Origin of the sequence: Rhodovulum sp. FJ3, from assembly GCF_032918305.1 — a bacterium.
Taxonomy (GTDB): Bacteria; Pseudomonadota; Alphaproteobacteria; order Rhodobacterales; family Rhodobacteraceae; genus SAT37.
The window spans coordinates 65,875-79,953 of sequence record NZ_JAWJUU010000002.1 but is presented as its reverse complement, the minus strand read 5'-3'; the positions used below and the strand labels follow the sequence as shown (position 1 = coordinate 79,953).

Genomic DNA, 14,079 nt, shown 5'->3' with positions numbered 1-14,079 from the left:
CAAGTTGGACGGCATCGACCACAAGAGGACCCCATGACCGGCAAAAAGACGTCGACCCCCGAAGGCGAAACGCCCTATGCCAAAGCGCTGCGCACAGGTGTGACCAATGTGCTGAAACGTCTGCGCAAGCATGACCCGCTGGAATTGAGTTCCAGCATGGGGGCCGCGTTCACGTCCGAGGGCGAACCGGCCGCGCGTCGTGTGTTGTTGTCCTCACGCCTGAAACTGCTCAATGAACAGCTTGAGGCGCTGAACAAACCCGCCAAAAAGGCGACCAAGAAAAAGAAGCCCGCCCCCGAGCCGGTCGAAGAAGAGGTGGTCGAAGAAGCCCCCCCGCCCAAACCCAAGCCCGAACCGGTCGTCTCGATGGTCGATCTCGACAGTGTCGCCTCGATGCTGGCCGAACCGGAACCCGAAGCCGCCCCCGACAATGACCTGTCAGACATGATGGCCGCCTTTGATGCGCCCGACGACGACGGTGATACGCCTGCGGCGGATGCGGGTGGTGATCTGTCGGATATGATGGCCGCGTTTGGCGATGACAGCGACGGCGATGCGCCCGAGACCCCGAAACCCGATACCGATCTCAGCGACATGATGGCCGCGTTCGGCAGTGACGATGATGACACCGATGCCACGCCCAAGGCGGACACCGACCTCAGCGATATGATGGCGGCCTTTGACGACGCGGACGCCCCCACGGACACGGCCCCGAAACCGGACAGCGATCTGTCCGATATGATGGCGGCTTTTGACCAAGACGACGCCGAACCCACCCCCGAGGCCGACGCCGAAACCTCGGATCTGTCGGACATGATGGCCGCGTTTGGGGACGGGGACGACACCCCGACCGCTGAAGACACAGGCGACGGGGATCTCTCGGACCTTATGTCTGCGCTCGATGCTGATGAGGGCGAGCCATCTGCCACCGACGAGACGCCCGAGGATCCGTTCGCCGCATTCGAAGACGCAGAAACCGCCGCCGATGATGCGACGCAGACTGAGGCGCTGGCTACAGACGATCCATTTGCCGCGTTCGAAGAGGCCGAGCCCGCACCACAGAACACGACCGAAACCTCGCCCCCCGAGACCGACGAAGAGCCCGGGACGCCCGAGGCAATCGACACCCCCGATCCGTTCGCCGCGTTTGAGGAGGACACGCCAACCGAGCCGACCCAAGACGATGCGCCCGACAAAGAGACGCTCGATCCATTTGCGGAAGACGAGGCCGACGCGGGCGACCAACCGACAGAACCAGCATCGGACGAGGTTGAAGAGGTGGCCGACGATCCCTTCGCTGCGTTTGAGGATGAACGCGCCGACACCACCGAGGAAGAGGACGCAGTTGCGGTCGACGACAACGACAACGGCGACGCAGAACCATCGGACGAAGACGACCCTTTGGCCGCGCTCGAGGCGTTTGATGCCCCCGAGGAGCCCACCCCGCCAGAACAGGATGAGAGCGCCGATCCCTTTGCGACCTCTGACGTCGACGAGGAACAAGACCTCGCCCCCGAAACCGAGAGCGATCAGCCCTCGGACGACGACCATGACGACGAAGCTGAGGATGATCCCCTGGCGGCCCTGCAGGCGTTTGACACCGCTGAGGACATGGACACCGAGGCGGATGAACCGTCCAAGGACGAACCGTCTGTCGAGGATGTACAGCCGCCCGAGGAGATCCCCACTGCGGACCCGTTTGCGGCGTTTGAGGAAAATGCAGAGGAAGCCCCTACCGCAGATGAGGACGAAGCGGCCAGTGCACTGAGCGTTGAAGAAGTTGCCGACGAGAAGATTGAGGAGATCACAATAGACGCGGACGACCCTACTGCAGATGTCCTTGATCAAGACGGGGATGCAGACACCTCAGAAGAGGCCGACCCTGAGGACGAAGCGCCGGACGCCCCGCCCGCGGCTACCGACATCACAGACGGCGTCGCGGACGAGACCGACATCGCAGACGATGGCACCGATGAAGTCGACGCGCCCGACGACAACGCCACACCGGACCCGTTTGCCGCGTTTGAGGATAGCGCCGAAGAGGAGCCGGTCACGCACGACGCGGCTGAGGTGTTCGACGAGACCATCGAAGAGGCGGACGGCGCCGCGCCTGTGTCTGAGGCCCTTGAGGAAGATGTAGATACTGCCGAAGAACCGTCCTTGATGTCTGAGATGATGGACGACATCGCGGACGAGGATGCGTCCGCGAAAGAGACCGTCTCTGATGACCTCGCAGTGCCCGCAGAGGACACCGCACCTGACCCGTTTGCCGCGTTTGAGGACCCTGCCGAAGAGGAGACGGTCACGGAAGAGACGGCTGAGGAGATTGTCGAGACAGCAGAAGAGGCTGACGGCACTGCGCCGGTCGATGAAGCTTTTGCGGAGGATGATGAGGACGTAGAAGATCCCGTCGACCTTCCTGCACCCGCCTGCGAGAGTGAAGCAGCAGAGCCGTCTTTGGACGTTGGGGACACAGACAACCTTGACGATGAGGAGGTTGATGCAACCGAGGGGGCGATGCCGGACCCGTTTGCCGCTTTTGCTGAAGAGACTGATGCGCAGGTTGGCGAGGATGATCTCGATGGAGGGCCTGTCGAACAGACCACTGATGATATGGGCCTCGGGGAACAAGCCGATGAGGAGAACGGTTTCGACGCCCTCATGGGCCTCGATGAGGTCGCCAAGGACGAGACGCCGAGTGCGGAATTTGACGAGGTGATAGAGGTCGGCGACGAAAGCGACGACGGCGATGATCCTGAAGACACGGGCGTGAGCATGGGCCTTGAGCCTGAGCCTGAGCCTGAGCCTGAGCCTGAGCCTGAGCCTGAGCCTGAGCCTGAGCCTGAGCCTGAGCCTGAGCCTGAGCCTGAGCCTGAGCCTGAGCCTGAGCCTGAGCCTGAGCCTGAGCCTGAGCCTGAGCCTGAGCCTGAGCCTGAGCCTGAGCCTGAGCCTGAGCCTGAGCCTGAGCCTGAGCCTGAGCCTGAGCCTGAGCCTGAGCCTGAGCCTGAGCCTGAGCCTGAGCCTGAGCCTGAGCCTGAGCCTGAGCCTGAGCCTGAGCCTGAGCCTGAGCCTGAGCCTGAGCCTGAGCCTGAGCCTGAGCCTGAGCCTGAGCCTGAGCCTGAGCCTGAGCCTGAGCCTGAGCCTGAGCCTGAGCCTGAGCCTGAGCCTGAGCCTGAGCCTGAGCCTGAGCCTGAGCCTGAGCCTGAGCCTGAGCCTGAGCCTGAGCCTGAGCCTGAGCCTGAGCCTGAGCCTGAGCCTGAGCCTGAGCCTGAGCCTGAGCCTGAGCCTGAGCCTGAGCCTGAGCCTGAGCCTGAGCCTGAGCCTGAGCCTGAGCCTGAGCCTGAGCCTGAGCCTGAGCCTGAGCCTGAGCCTGAGCCTGAGCCTGAGCCTGAGCCTGAGCCTGAGCCTGAGCCTGAGCCTGAGCCTGAGCCTGAGCCTGAGCCTGAGCCTGAGCCTGAGCCTGAGCCTGAGCCTGAGCCTGAGCCTGAGCCTGAGCCTGAGCCTGAGCCTGAGCCTGAGCCTGAGCCTGAGCCTGAGCCTGAGCCTGAGCCTGAGCCTGAGCCTGAGCCTGAGCCTGAGCCTGAGCCTGAGCCTGAGCCTGAGCCTGAGCCTGAGCCTGAGCCTGAGCCTGAGCCTGAGCCTGAGCCTGAGCCTGAGCCTGAGCCTGAGCCTGAGCCTGAGCCTGAGCCTGAGCCTGAGCCTGAGCCTGAGCCTGAGCCTGAGCCTGAGCCTGAGAAAGCTATGGATTCGCGGCCCGTGCGCAAGCCTATTCAGATGCTGGATATGGCGGCGGTCTTTGCCGAGGTTTCAGCCATCATGGCCGAAGAGGAAGAACGCGAGGGCGAGATATTTGTCGACGGGCCTGATACCCCCGCCACGGTGGCCGACGAGATTTAGGCCGGCGCGAATTACCCCCTAGGCGGGCAGGAACGACCCGTTTTGCGCGGCGATAAAGTCGTGGACGGTGCGGCCCGCTTGGGTCAGAGGCATGTCTTCATGGTGCAGCAAGAACCATTGCCGCACGAGGGGCAGGCCCGCCACCGGCAATTCCACCAACCGTCCGGCGGCCAGTTCATCGGTCACCGTATGACGTGAGATCAGCGCAAGCCCAAGCCCCGCCATCACCGCCTGTTTGATCGTCTCGTTCGATCCCAGTTCAACAGTCTTATAGGGGCGCCCCTGCCCCACGCGGTCCAGATAGCGCGCCATCAGGATACGGGTGCCCGAGCCCTCTTCGCGCGACAGGATCGTTTCATCCAGCAGGTCATCGGCAGGCACCTCGGCCATTTGCGCCAGACGGTGTTCGGGGGGCGCGATCATGACATGGGGGTGCTGACCAAGGGGGACCGACACCACCGGCGGCATCCGTGGCGGGCGTCCCATGATCGCCAGATCAAGCGCGCGGTTCTGCAACCACCCCAGAACCAGATCACGGTTGCCGACCTTCATCACCACCTCAATCCGTGGAAACGCCTTTTGCAGACGCGCCACCAGACCGGGGGCGAAATATTTGCCGGTGGACACCACGCCCAGAACCACCTGACCCTCTTTGCCCTCGTTCAGGGCGCGCACGTGTTGGGCACAGGACCCGAGGGTCGAATCGATAGCGCGCGCGGCCTCCAGAACCGTCTGCCCCTGAAGGGTCAATTTGGGCGAGGCCCCGCTGCGATCCAGCAACTTGCAGTCGAAATTCTGCTCCAAAAGACGCAGCTGCGTATGTACGGCGGGGGGTGTCAGACCCAAAAGTTGGGCCGCCTGCGTTATCGAGCCGCAGTCTGTTACCGCAATCAAAGCGCGTAACTGTTTGAAAGATATAGCTGCGTTGTTTGCCATTTATTTTTATTTAATCGACCTTACACCTTATTAAATTTCTTATTCCCTAAATTTTCGCCAGTTTCAATCCCGTAGCCCACCTCGGGCCACATGGGAGGAAAATATGAAAAGCTGCGTCACGATCGACAGATCGCCGCATATCCCGTCTGATTTGTCGGCGGTGATGGGGGCGCTTGCCGCTGTGGGGGCGGAACTGTCTCGCACTATTCAACGGGGGCCGCTGGGTGGGTCGCTGGCCGATGAGGTTGGCACCAACACAGATGGCGACGGACAAAAGGCGCTGGACGTTCTGGCCGATGATGCCTTTGCCGCGAAACTGGGTCCTGCGGGGGTGCGTTTCTATGCCTCCGAAGAACAGGAAGACGTGGTCGAGCTGAACCCTGAGGGTGCGTTTGCATTGGCCATTGATCCGCTGGACGGCTCATCCAACATCGACGCCAACGTGTCGATCGGCACGATCTTTTCGATCTTCGACGCCAAGGACACCGGTCTGGCCAGCGTGCTGCGCCCGACCGACGAACAGCGCGCAGGCGGCTATATCATCTATGGCCCGCAGACGATGATGATCGTCACCTTTGGCAACGGCGTTCAGGCGTACCTTTTGGACCCTGACACGCGGGAATGGACACTCACGGACGCCGAGATGCGCGTGCCGGAAACCTCACGCGAGTTCGCGATCAACGCGTCGAACTATCGCCACTGGGACAAACCGGTCCGTGCCTATATCGACGACTGTCTGGCCGGATCAGAGGGGCCGCGCGCGCAGAATTTCAACATGCGCTGGGTGGCTTCTCTGGTCGCGGAAACCCACCGTATCCTAAGCCGCGGTGGCGTGTTCCTGTATCCGGGCGACGGGCGGGACGGCTATGAAAACGGGCGTTTGCGCATGATCTATGAATGCGCGCCCATCGCCTTTGTGATCACACAGGCCGGTGGCGGCGCGACGGACGGGTCCGACCCGATCCTTGGCCAGACCGCCCCTGCCCTGCATGCGCGCACGCCCTTTATTTTCGGGTCAACCCACAAGGTCGCACGCGTCGCCGCCTATTACGATCTACCCGAGCATGAGGTCTCGGCCCTGTTTGGAAATCGCGGATTGTTCCGCGCCTGAGGAATTCGAAAAAATGAGCAAGAAACACCCCATCATCTCGGTGACGGGCTCGTCCGGTGCGGGCACGTCGACCGTAAAACACACCTTTGACCAGATCTTTCGCCGCGAAGGCGTCAAGGCCGTGTCGATCGAGGGCGATGCCTTTCACCGCTATAACCGCGCCGACATGAAGGCCGAGCTTGAACGCCGGTATTCCGAGGGCGACCAGACCTTTAGCCACTTTAGCTATGAGGCCAACGAACTGGGCGAACTCGAACGCGTGTTCCGCGAATATGGCGAAACCGGTCAGGGCAAAACCCGCCATTACGTCCATGACGATGACGAGGCGCGCAAATACGGCGTCGCGCCGGGGCATTTCACCGGCTGGAGCGCGTTCGACGACGACAGTGACCTGTTGTTCTATGAGGGCCTGCACGGCGCGGTGGTGAATGACGAGGTCAACATCGCCAAACATGCGGACCTGAAAATCGGGGTCGTGCCGGTCATAAACCTGGAATGGATCCAGAAAATCCACCGTGACCGCGCCAGCCGTGGCTATTCGACCGAGGCCGTTACCGACACGATCCTGCGCCGGATGCACGCCTATGTGCACTGCATCTGCCCGCAGTTCACCCAGACCGACATCAACTTTCAACGGGTGCCGGTGGTGGACACGTCGAACCCGCTGGTCGCGCGCTGGATCCCGACCCCTGACGAGAGCCTTGTGGTCATCCGGTTCGCCAACCCGCGCGGCATCGATTTTAGCTATCTGACCTCGATGATCCACGACAGCTGGATGAGCCGCGCCAATTCCATCGTCATTCCGGGCGGCAAGGCCGATCTGGCAATGCAACTGATCCTGACACCGATGATCGACCGTCTGGTGTCCGAAGCGCGCCGCGCCTGAGCCAAAGGGGACCGTCATGAAAGACCTGACCACCAGAACGGCCACTGAAATCCAGATGGCAAACGCCATCCGCGCCCTGACCATGGACGCGGTCGAGGCCGCCCAATCGGGCCACCCGGGCATGCCGATGGGCATGGCGGATGTGGCGGCGGTTCTGTTCAACCGCTTTGTCAACGTCGACCCGTCTGCGCCCAAATGGGCGGACCGCGACCGCTTTGTCCTCAGTGCGGGGCATGGATCCATGCTGGTCTATGCGATCAACCATATGCTGGGCTACGGCGATATGGACATGGATCAGTTGCGCAATTTCCGCCAGTTCGGCGCGCGCACCGCCGGTCACCCCGAATACGGCCATGCCGACGGGATTGAGGTCACGACCGGTCCCCTTGGCCAAGGGATTTCCACCGCCGTCGGCATGGCGCTTGCGGAACGGATGATGCAGGCGCGCTATGGCGACGATCTGGTCGATCACTATACCTATGTGATCGCGGGCGATGGTTGCCTGATGGAGGGGATCAGCCACGAAGCCATTGATTTCGCAGGGCATCTTGGCCTTGGCCGTCTGATCGTTCTGTGGGACGACAACCGCATCACCATCGACGGGGCAACCGATTTGTCGACCTCGACCGATCAGGGCGCGCGCTTTGCCGCCGCCGGTTGGCATGTTCTGTCCGTGGACGGGCATGATCACGACACGGTTGGCGCGGCGATTGAAACCGCCCGTCAGGACCCCCGCCCCACATTGATCGCGTGCCGCACCGATATCGGTCACGGCGCGCCCAACAAACAGGGCACCTCGTCCGTTCACGGTGCCCCCTTGGGCGGCGATGAAATCGCGGCGGCCCGCGCCGCCCTGAACTGGCCCCATGCACCGTTTGAAATCCCCGCCGAGGTCTATCAGGCGTGGCACGATGTGGCCGAACGCGGCCATCAGGCGCGCACCGCATGGGATCAACGCCTGAAGTCCAGCGCCAAGCGCGCCCAGTTAGACGCCGCCCACGCGCCCGTCGATCCGGTGACCCTGCGCACGGCGGTGGCTGATTATGTGACGACCCTCTGCGCCCAGCGCCCCAAGGTCGCCACCCGCAAGGCCAGCGAAATGGCCCTGAACGTCCTGACAGAAATCGTGCCGGACATGATCGGCGGTTCGGCCGACCTGACGGGATCGAACAACACCCGCGCGGGCAGCATGACGCCCGTGTCGGCCACGGATTACGGCGCGAACTACATTCATTACGGCATCCGCGAACATGGCATGGGCGCGGCGATGAACGGCATGGCCCTGCACGGCGGTTTGCGCCCCTATGGCGGCACGTTTCTGGTGTTCAGCGACTATTGCCGCCCCGCGATGCGCCTGTCCGCGCTGATGGGCGTGCCGGTGCCCTATGTCATGACGCATGACAGCATCGGTTTGGGCGAAGACGGCCCGACGCACCAGCCGGTCGAGCATCTGGCCAGCCTGCGCGCCATGCCCAACATGTTGGTCATGCGCCCCTGTGACGCGGTTGAGACCGCCGAGGCCTGGGAGGTCGCAATGACCCAATCCGCACGGCCCAGCACCCTGGCCCTGTCACGCCAGAACCTGCCGGTGCTGCGCGACGCGGGTGCGCCCAAGGACAACATGACCGCGCGCGGGGCCTATGTCCTGCGCGAGGCCGAGGGACCGCGCGACATCACCCTGATCGCCACCGGCTCCGAGGTCGAAATCGCCATCGACGCCGCCGAGGATCTGGCGGTCGAGGGCATCCAAGCGGCCGTGGTTTCGGCCCCCTGTTTCGAACTGTTCGCGGATCAAGACGCGGACTATCGCGCCAAGGTTCTGGGCACCGCCCCGCGTATCGGGGTTGAGGCCGCGATCCGGCAAGGCTGGGACGCGATGCTGCGCAGTGATGACACGTTCATCGGCATGACCGGTTTCGGGGCGTCGGCCCCTGCGGCGCAGCTCTATCAGCACTTTGGCATCACCTCTGCGGCCGTCATCAACGCGGCCCGCGCCTATCTGTCATAAGGACCTCCAGTATGACCATCAAAGTAGCGATCAACGGCTTTGGACGCATCGGACGCAATGTCCTGCGCGCCGTGATTGAAAGCGGACGAAACGACATCGAGGTCGTGGCGATCAACGACTCGGCCTCGGTCGAAACCAACGCCCACCTGTTGCGGTTCGATAGTGTTCACGGACGTTTCCCGAATGAAATCAAGGTTAAGGGCGACACTCTTGATGTGGGTCGCGGACCGATTTCCTTTACCTCGGACCGCGATCCAACCCGCCTGCCGTGGGACGGGATCGACGTGGCGCTCGAATGTACGGGCGCGTTCAACTCGCGCGACCGCGCGGCCCTGCATTTCGAAAACGGAACGCAACGCGTGTTGTGTTCGGCCCCCGCGACCAATGCGGACAAGACCATCGTGTTCGGTGTGAATGACGATGCCCTGACCCGTGACGATCTGGTCGTGTCGAACGCATCCTGCACCACGAATTGCCTGTCGCCGGTGGCCAAGGTGTTGAACGACACCGTCGGGATCAAGCGCGGGTTCATGACCACGATCCACAGCTATACCAGCGACCAACCCACGCTCGACCGCAACCACACGGATCTCTACCGCGCGCGCGCCGCAGCGGCCAGCATGATCCCCACCTCGACCGGCGCGGCCAAGGCCGTGGGTCTGGTCCTGCCCGAGTTGAACGGCAAGCTGGACGGCGTCGCGATCCGCGTCCCCACCCCCAACGTGTCCGTGGTTGACCTGACGTTTGAGGCAAACCGCGACACCACCGCCGAGGAAATCAACGAGGCCATGCGCGCCGCCGCCAATGGCTCGATGCGCGGAGTGCTGGGCTATACCGACGTGAAAAACGTCAGCTGTGATTTCAACCACGATCCGCATTCGTCGATCTTTCACTGTGACCAGACCAAGGTCATGGACGGCACCTTTGTGCGCGTCATGGCGTGGTACGACAATGAATGGGGTTTCTCGAACCGGATGGCGGACACCGCCGTGGCGATGGGGCGCTTTTTGCAATGAGCATCACCGCCATCACAGACATGGACGTCGCGGGCAAAACCCTTGTGGTGCGCGCCGATCTGAACGTCCCCTTGCAGGACGGCAAGGTCAGCGACGCCACCCGCATCACCCGCTTTGCCGCCGGTATGCTGCCGCTGTTGGAACGGGGTGCGCGTTTGGTCATCCTGTCCCATCTGGGCCGTCCCAAGGGCGAATTGAACCCCGCCTTTTCCCTGATCCAGGTGCGCGATGCCTTGGCACAGGCTTTGGGCCGCGACGTGGCCTTTTGCGAGACCTCCGCCGGTCCGACCGCCGAACATGCGGCGCGAGCGTTGAGCGACGGTCAGGTGCTGTTGTGCGAAAACCTGCGCTTTGAGCCGGGCGAGGAACGCAACGATATGACCCTTGCGCGCCAACTGGCCGCGCTTGGCGATATCTATGTGAACGACGCGTTTTCCTGTGCCCACCGCGCCCATGCGTCCACGGCGGCGATTGCCACCCTGATGCCTGCGGCCGCCGGCCCCTTGTTGATTGAGGAACTCGAGGCGCTGCGCGCTGCGCTGGATGCGCCCAAACGCCCGTCCGTCGCCATTGTCGGCGGGGCCAAAGTGTCGACCAAGATCGCCGTCCTGGAACATCTGGTGACTCGTCTGCAGGGCGTGATCATCGGCGGCGGCATGGCCAACACGTTCCTCTATGCCAAGGGCGCGGCGATGGGCAAATCCCTGTGCGAGACCGATCAGATCGACACGGTGCACCGCATTCTGGATCTGGCCAAACAACACGGCTGTGCGGTCCACCTGCCCGATGATGTGGTGATCGCGCGCGAATTTGCCGCCGGTGCCGCGCATGAGGTTGTGCCGTGGGACGCCTGCCCGCCTGACGCGATGATCTTGGACGCAGGTCCGAAATCCGTCGCAGGGTTTGAGGGCGTGATCGCAGGCGCGAAAACCGTGCTGTGGAACGGCCCGCTGGGCGCGTTCGAAATCCCGCCTTTTGACACCGGCACGGTGCGTCTTGCGCGCACGGCGGCCGAACTGACCCGCGCGGGTCTGTGCACCAGCGTTGCGGGCGGCGGGGACACCGTGGCCGCCCTGAACGCAGCCGGTGCCACCGAAAGTTTCTCGTATGTGTCCACCGCCGGTGGCGCATTTCTGGAATGGCTGGAGGGGCGTGTCCTCCCCGGTATCGCGGCGCTGGAACGCGCCCAAGAAGCCGCCTGAGGGAGGAAACCATGGCGCTTATCACCCTTCGTCAAATGCTGGATCACGCGGCCGAGCACGGCTATGGCGTGCCCGCGTTCAACATCAACAACATGGAACAGGGTCTGGCCATCATGGCCGCCGCCAAGGCGACCAATGCGCCCGTGATCCTGCAGGCCAGCCGCGGCGCGCGCTCTTATGCGGGCGACATCATGCTGCGCCATATGGTGACGGCCTTGGCCGAGATGAACCCCGATATTCCCGTCTGTCTGCATCAGGACCACGGCAATAACGAGGCGACCTGCCTGTCGGCGATCCGCCACGGCTTCACCAGCGTGATGATGGACGGCTCGCTTGAGGCAGACATGAAAACGCCCGCGTCCTATGACTACAACGTCGACATCACCGCCCGCGTGACCGAGGCCGCCCATGCTGTGGGTGCCAGTGTCGAGGGCGAGCTTGGCGTCTTGGGCAGCCTAGAGACCGGTGAGGCCGCAGCCGAGGACGGTTCGGGCGCCGAGGGCAAGCTCAGCCATGACCAGTTGCTGACAGATCCCGATCAGGCCGTCGATTTCGTCCTGCGCACCAAATGCGACGCGCTGGCCATCGCCTGTGGCACCAGCCACGGCGCGTACAAGTTCAGCCGCAAGCCCGATGGCGACATCCTGTCGATGGAGACCATCCGCGCGATCAACGAAAAGCTGCCCAACACGCACCTCGTCATGCATGGCAGCAGCAGCGTGCCCCAGTACCTGCAAGACCTGATCAACAGCTTTGGCGGGGCCATGCCCCAGACCTATGGCGTGCCCGTCGGCGAGATTGAGCGCGGCATCAAAATGGGTGTGCGCAAGGTCAACATCGACACCGATTGCCGCATGGCCATGACCGGTCAATTCCGCCGCATTGCGATGGAAAAACCCGACGAATTCGACCCGCGCAAGTTCCTGATCCCCGCGATGAGCGAGCTTGAGGATCTGTGCCGCGACCGTTTCGAACGCTTCGGCGCCGCCGGTCACGCCAGCAAGATCAAGGTCATCGCCATGGACGACATGGCCGCCCGCTATGCCAGCGGCGCACTGGACCCGCAAACCGATACCAAAGCCGCTGCCTGAGCACCCGCAGCGCAAGCCGACCTATAGGAGGAGAACCGGCATGAATGACCTGAGCAATCCCAAGGAAATCAAAGGGAAAGAACGCTACAAAGCCGGCGTTCTGAAATACGCCCAGATGGGCTATTGGGACGGGGATTATGAGCCCAAGGACACCGATGTCCTGGCCCTGTTCCGCATCACCCCCCAAGAGGGCGTGGACCCGATCGAGGCGGCCGCTGCCGTGGCCGGTGAAAGCTCGACCGCGACTTGGACCGTGGTCTGGACCGACCGTCTGACCGCCTGCGACAGCTACCGCGCCAAGGCCTATAAGGTCGAACCGGTCCCCAACAACCCCGGTCAGTACTTTTGCTATGTGGCCTATGACCTGATCCTGTTCGAAGAGGGCTCGATCGCCAACCTGACCGCGTCGATCATCGGCAACGTCTTTAGTTTCAAGCCGCTCAAAGCCGCCCGTCTGGAAGACATGCGCTTCCCCGTGGCCTATGTGAAAACCTTTGCAGGTCCGCCCACCGGCATGATCGTGGAACGCGAGCGTCTGGACAAGTTCGGCAAGCCCCTCTTGGGCGCAACGACCAAGCCGAAACTGGGTCTGTCGGGCAAGAACTATGGCCGTGTGGTCTATGAGGGCCTGAAGGGCGGTCTGGACTTTATGAAGGACGACGAGAACATCAACTCGCAGCCCTTTATGCACTGGCGTGACCGGTTCCTCTACTGCATGGAGGCCGTGAACAAGGCCAGCGCCGAAACCGGCGAGATCAAGGGCCACTACCTGAACATCACTGCCGCCACCATGGAAGAGATGTACGCCCGCGCCGAGTTCGCAAAACAGCTGGGCAGCGTCATCGTCATGGTCGACCTGATCGTCGGCTGGACCGCGATCCAGTCGATCAGCAAATGGTGCCGCGACAACAACATGATCCTGCACATGCACCGCGCAGGTCACGGCACCTATACCCGCCAGAAAAACCACGGCGTCAGCTTCCGCGTGATCGCGAAATGGCTGCGTCTGGCCGGTGTGGACCACCTGCACTGCGGCACCGCTGTGGGCAAGCTGGAAGGCGATCCGTTGACCGTTCAGGGGTACTACAACGTCTGCCGTGAGACCCATAACGAGATCGACCTGCCCCGTGGCATTTATTTCGAACAGGACTGGGCCGATCTGAACAAGGTCCTGCCGGTGGCGTCGGGCGGTATTCACGCCGGTCAGATGCACCAGCTGCTGGACCTGTTCGGCGACGATGTGGTTCTGCAGTTCGGCGGCGGCACCATCGGTCACCCGATGGGCATTCAGGCCGGTGCGACCGCGAACCGTGTGGCGCTTGAGGCCATGGTTCTGGCCCGAAACGAGGGTCGCGACATCAAGAACGAGGGTCCCGAGATCCTGCGTGCCGCCGCCAAATGGTGCAAACCGCTGGAGGCCGCGCTGGATACATGGGGCAACATCACCTTCAACTACACTTCGACCGACACGTCCGACTTCGTGCCGCTTGAAACCCCTGCGATGTAAGGAGACCAAAGATGCGTATCACTCAGGGATGCTTTTCGTTTCTGCCCGATCTGGACGACGCCCAGATCACGGCGCAGGTGGAATATTGTCTGCAGAATGAATGGGCGATCGGGATCGAATACACCGACGATCCCCACCCCCGGAACACCTATTGGGAAATGTGGGGCCATCCGATGTTCGATCTGCGCGATGCCAAGGGCGCGATGATGGAACTGGACGATTGCCGCAAGGTGCATGGTGACAAGTACATCCGCATCAACGCCTTCGAGGACGAGCGTGGCATTGAATCGGTGCAGATGTCCTTCATCGTGAACCGTCCCAAGGACGAGCCGAGCCTGAAGATGACCCGCGTGGATTACGTGGATCGGGCCCAGAAATACGCGTGGGACGTCGCGCGGTAACAAAACGGAGCCGGGGGGCCAGCC

10 protein-coding genes are annotated in these 14,079 nt (G+C 62.7%); 9 read left to right on the top strand and 1 reads right to left on the bottom strand.

Annotation, left to right across the window (positions count from 1 at the left end):
* Window positions 1-33: 33 nt before the first annotated feature.
* Window positions 34-3,897 (top strand): hypothetical protein, encoded by a 3,864-nt coding sequence (locus R1W00_RS05345; RefSeq protein ID WP_317261694.1) that lies wholly within the window; start codon window positions 34-36, stop codon window positions 3,895-3,897.
* Between the two features lie 18 nt (window positions 3,898-3,915).
* Here R1W00_RS05345 and cbbR read toward each other — a convergent pair whose 3' ends face one another.
* Window positions 3,916-4,833, bottom strand: a complete 918-nt coding sequence (gene cbbR / locus R1W00_RS05340; RefSeq protein ID WP_317261693.1) for a LysR family regulator CbbR — start codon at window positions 4,831-4,833, stop codon at window positions 3,916-3,918.
* Between the two features lie 103 nt (window positions 4,834-4,936).
* Between cbbR and R1W00_RS05335 the strand changes: the two genes are divergently transcribed.
* The 8 genes from R1W00_RS05335 to R1W00_RS05300 are packed head-to-tail and all read left to right on the top strand — an operon-like array spanning window position 4,937 to window position 14,055.
* On the top strand, window positions 4,937-5,944 hold the full coding sequence (locus R1W00_RS05335; RefSeq protein WP_317261692.1) for a class 1 fructose-bisphosphatase: 1,008 nt from the start codon (window positions 4,937-4,939) through the stop codon (window positions 5,942-5,944).
* A 13-nt stretch (window positions 5,945-5,957) separates the two neighbouring features.
* On the top strand, window positions 5,958-6,830 hold the full coding sequence (locus R1W00_RS05330; RefSeq protein WP_317261691.1) for a phosphoribulokinase: 873 nt from the start codon (window positions 5,958-5,960) through the stop codon (window positions 6,828-6,830).
* A gap of 16 nt (window positions 6,831-6,846) precedes the next feature.
* Window positions 6,847-8,838 (top strand): transketolase, encoded by a 1,992-nt coding sequence (gene tkt / locus R1W00_RS05325; RefSeq protein ID WP_317261690.1) that lies wholly within the window; start codon window positions 6,847-6,849, stop codon window positions 8,836-8,838.
* A gap of 11 nt (window positions 8,839-8,849) precedes the next feature.
* Window positions 8,850-9,854, top strand: coding sequence for a type I glyceraldehyde-3-phosphate dehydrogenase (gene gap / locus R1W00_RS05320; protein WP_317261689.1), 1,005 nt, complete (start codon window positions 8,850-8,852; stop codon window positions 9,852-9,854).
* Window positions 9,851-11,056 (top strand): phosphoglycerate kinase, encoded by a 1,206-nt coding sequence (locus R1W00_RS05315; RefSeq protein ID WP_317261688.1) that lies wholly within the window; start codon window positions 9,851-9,853, stop codon window positions 11,054-11,056. Before gap ends, R1W00_RS05315 begins: the two co-directional genes overlap by 4 nt.
* Before the next feature lie 11 nt (window positions 11,057-11,067).
* A complete protein-coding gene (gene fba, locus R1W00_RS05310; protein WP_317261687.1) occupies window positions 11,068-12,147 on the top strand; it encodes a class II fructose-bisphosphate aldolase in 1,080 nt (359 codons plus the stop codon).
* A 40-nt stretch (window positions 12,148-12,187) separates the two neighbouring features.
* Complete coding sequence (locus tag R1W00_RS05305; protein ID WP_317261686.1) at window positions 12,188-13,654, top strand: form I ribulose bisphosphate carboxylase large subunit; 1,467 nt, start codon at window positions 12,188-12,190, stop codon at window positions 13,652-13,654.
* Between the two features lie 11 nt (window positions 13,655-13,665).
* Window positions 13,666-14,055 (top strand): ribulose bisphosphate carboxylase small subunit, encoded by a 390-nt coding sequence (locus tag R1W00_RS05300; protein ID WP_317261685.1) that lies wholly within the window; start codon window positions 13,666-13,668, stop codon window positions 14,053-14,055.
* Window positions 14,056-14,079: the final 24 nt, after the last annotated feature.

Excerpts from the sequence above, each read along its gene's own strand:
- R1W00_RS05305 (WP_317261686.1), top strand. The coding sequence starts at position 12,188 with ATGAATGACCTGAGCAATCCCAAGGAAATCAAAGGGAAAGAACGCTAC.
- fba (WP_317261687.1), top strand. The coding sequence starts at position 11,068 with ATGGCGCTTATCACCCTTCGTCAAATGCTGGATCACGCGGCCGAGCAC.
- cbbR (WP_317261693.1), bottom strand. The coding sequence starts at position 4,833 with ATGGCAAACAACGCAGCTATATCTTTCAAACAGTTACGCGCTTTGATT.
- R1W00_RS05335 (WP_317261692.1), top strand. The coding sequence starts at position 4,937 with ATGAAAAGCTGCGTCACGATCGACAGATCGCCGCATATCCCGTCTGAT.
- R1W00_RS05345 (WP_317261694.1), top strand. The coding sequence starts at position 34 with ATGACCGGCAAAAAGACGTCGACCCCCGAAGGCGAAACGCCCTATGCC.
- R1W00_RS05300 (WP_317261685.1), top strand. The coding sequence starts at position 13,666 with ATGCGTATCACTCAGGGATGCTTTTCGTTTCTGCCCGATCTGGACGAC.
- gap (WP_317261689.1), top strand. The coding sequence starts at position 8,850 with ATGACCATCAAAGTAGCGATCAACGGCTTTGGACGCATCGGACGCAAT.
- R1W00_RS05315 (WP_317261688.1), top strand. The coding sequence starts at position 9,851 with ATGAGCATCACCGCCATCACAGACATGGACGTCGCGGGCAAAACCCTT.
- R1W00_RS05330 (WP_317261691.1), top strand. The coding sequence starts at position 5,958 with ATGAGCAAGAAACACCCCATCATCTCGGTGACGGGCTCGTCCGGTGCG.
- tkt (WP_317261690.1), top strand. The coding sequence starts at position 6,847 with ATGAAAGACCTGACCACCAGAACGGCCACTGAAATCCAGATGGCAAAC.